Below are 1,288 nucleotides of genomic sequence, written 5' to 3' on the forward strand. Positions count from 1 at the left end.
GGGCGGTGGCATGCGGTGCCACCGCCCCGTACGGCGCGCACCCCGACCAGGTGATCGACTTCTGGTTCCCGTCGGGCGCCGCGGCCTGCGCCACGTCCGGCGCCGCGGCCGATGGCACGGCCGACTCGACGTCCGGCTCCTCGTCCGGCGGCCCGTCCGGCCCGGGACGGCCGCTCCTGGTCACGCTGTTCCACGGCGGCTTCTGGCGGCAGCGCTACGACCGCCGGCACCTGTCGCCGTTCGCGGCCTGGCTGGCGGAGGAGGGCTGCGCGGTCGCCTCCGTCGAGTACCGGCGGGTCGGGGACGGCGGCGCGGGCGGCTGGCCGCGGACGGCCGACGACGTGGCGGCCGCGGTGGCGGCGGTGCGCGGGGCGGCCGGCGCGTGGTGGCCGGCCGCCGGCTCGGCCCGGCACGTGGTGGCCGGGCACTCGGCCGGCGGGCACCTCGCGCTGTGGCTGGCGGCCTCGGGGGCCCCGCCGGCGGCCTCGGTGGACGCGGTGGTGGCGCTCGCGCCCGTGGCGGATCTGGCGCGGGCGGTGGAGCTCGGCACGGGGGACGGCGCGGTGTCCGCGTTGCTCGGTGGCGACCCGGCCCTGCTGCCGCGGGCCGACCCGGCCGGCCGCGCGCCGACGGTCGACGTGACGCTGATCCATGGGACGGCCGACGCGGTGGTGCCGGTCGAACTGTCGCGGCGCTTCGCCGCGGCGGCGCCGGGCACCACGGCACCGGGCGCGACGGCACCAGGCGGGAGGGCATCGCGGCCGTCGGCGCCGGATGGCCCTGGGGCCGGCCCGCAGCCCGCGGCTGGTGGCCCGAGGGTCGACCTGATCACGCTGGACGGCGTGGGCCACTACGGCCTGATCGACCCGGCTTCCCCACCCGCCCGCCGCGTCCTGCGCGAGCTCACGACCGCCCGCACGACGACTCGTACGACCACCCATGCGACCACCCGTACGACCCGCCCCGAAGGCCCCCGTCATCCTTGAGACGGACGCCCAAACCTCACCACCACTGCTGACGCCACCGGCCCCTCCCTTGCGTAGCGTGAAAGACGTGAACAACTTCTCGAATCCGACGCCGCCGCCGGGCCCCGGCGCGGGACACGGCTGGGGCCATGGCTCGCCGCAGGACTGGGGCCACGGCTCGGCGCACGGCTCGGCGCACGGTTCGGCGTACGGCGCGGCGCACGGCGCGGGCCGGGCCTGGGCCGGCTCGGCCCCCACGGGCGGCACCCCGGGAGCCCCAGGAGCCCCAAGCACCCCAGGCGGAGCCCCGGGCGCCCCCACCG

1 protein-coding gene and 1 pseudogene are annotated in these 1,288 nt (G+C 79.3%); both read left to right on the forward strand.

Features of this window, described 5'->3' with window-relative positions; genetic code table 11:
• A partial coding sequence (locus tag ACSNOD_RS31245; protein WP_436770448.1) for an alpha/beta hydrolase family protein occupies positions 1 to 986 on the forward strand: 986 nt, incomplete at its 5' end.
• Positions 987 to 1,053: 67 nt separating this feature from the next.
• A pseudogene (locus tag ACSNOD_RS31250) lies at positions 1,054 to 1,288 on the forward strand (DedA family protein); the annotation flags it as partial.

It is taken from the genome of Streptomyces sp. URMC 123 (genome assembly GCF_051386515.1).
Taxonomy (GTDB): Bacteria; Actinomycetota; Actinomycetes; order Streptomycetales; family Streptomycetaceae; genus Streptomyces.